The following is a 1,244-nucleotide window of genomic DNA, read 5'->3' on the forward strand; positions in this document are numbered from 1 at the left end:
ATGAGTTATTATGACGTTCTGATCGTGGGCGCGGGTCATGCTGGTGCCCAGGCGGGGATATCGCTGCGGCAGCTTGGCTTTGAAGGGTCGATCGGGATGATCGGCGATGAGAAGGATCCGCCCTATGAGCGCCCTCCCCTTTCGAAGGAATATTTTGCGGGTGACAAGAGCTTTGAGCGCATCCTGATCAGGCCGGCGAGCTTCTGGGCAGAACGCGGGATCGACATGCTGCTGGGCCATCGGGTCAAGGCGGTGGATCCGGTGGGCAAGTTCGTGACCATGGGCGGCAAGGAAACGGGCGATCGGGAAATCGGCTATGGCAAGCTGATCTGGGCGACGGGCGGCTCGCCGCGCATGTTGACCTGCACCGGCGCCGAAGCATCCAATGTCCACGCCGTGCGCCGTCGCGACGATGTCGACGCGATGATGGCGAAGATCGACCAGATCAACCATGTGACGGTGATCGGCGGCGGCTATATCGGGCTGGAGGCGGCCGCGGTACTGAGCAAGTTCGGCAAGAAGGTCGTGCTGCTCGAGGCTCTGGACCGCGTGCTGGCGCGCGTTGCAGGCGAGGAGCTGTCGCGCTTCTACGAAGCGGAGCATCGCGCCCATGGCGTCGACCTGCGCACCGGCGCGCGCATGGACTGCATCGAAGTGACCGATGGCGATGCGGGTCCTCGGGCAACCGCCGTGCTGATGCAGGATGGCGAGCGGATCGAGACCGACATGGTCATCGTGGGCATCGGCATTATCCCGGAAACCGGCCCGCTGATCGCGGCGGGCGCCGTGGGCGGCAATGGCGTGGATGTGGACGAATATTGCCGCACCAGCCTGCCCGACATCTATGCGGTGGGCGATTGCGCCGCCCATGCCAACAGCTTCGCCCGCGGCGCGCAGATCCGGCTTGAATCGGTTCAGAACGCCAATGACCAGGCGAAGACGGCGGTCAGCCATATCATGGGCAAGGAAGAACCCTATCATGCCGTGCCCTGGTTCTGGTCGAACCAATATGACCTGAAGCTCCAGACCGTGGGCCTTTCAACAGGGCATGACCAGACGATCCTGCGCGGCGACCCGGCAACCCGCAGCTTCTCTGTCCTCTATCTCAAGTCCGGCAGGCTCATCGCGCTCGACTGCGTCAATGCGGTCAAGGATTATGTCCAGGGCAGAGCCCATGTCATTTCCGGCGCACTGCTCGACCAGGCACAGCTCGCCAATCACAGCGTCCCGCTCAAAGAAGTGGG

The 1,244-nt window shown here is 63.1% G+C and carries 1 protein-coding gene; it reads left to right on the plus strand.

Going from position 1 to position 1,244, the window contains the following annotated elements; genetic code table 11:
* Nucleotides 1-1,244 (plus strand): NAD(P)/FAD-dependent oxidoreductase (locus tag MRBLMC3_RS16160; RefSeq protein WP_363830488.1); only part of this gene is annotated, 1,244 nt, incomplete at both ends.

It is taken from the genome of Sphingobium sp. LMC3-1-1.1 (genome assembly GCF_040676285.1).
GTDB lineage: Bacteria > Pseudomonadota > Alphaproteobacteria > Sphingomonadales > Sphingomonadaceae > Sphingobium.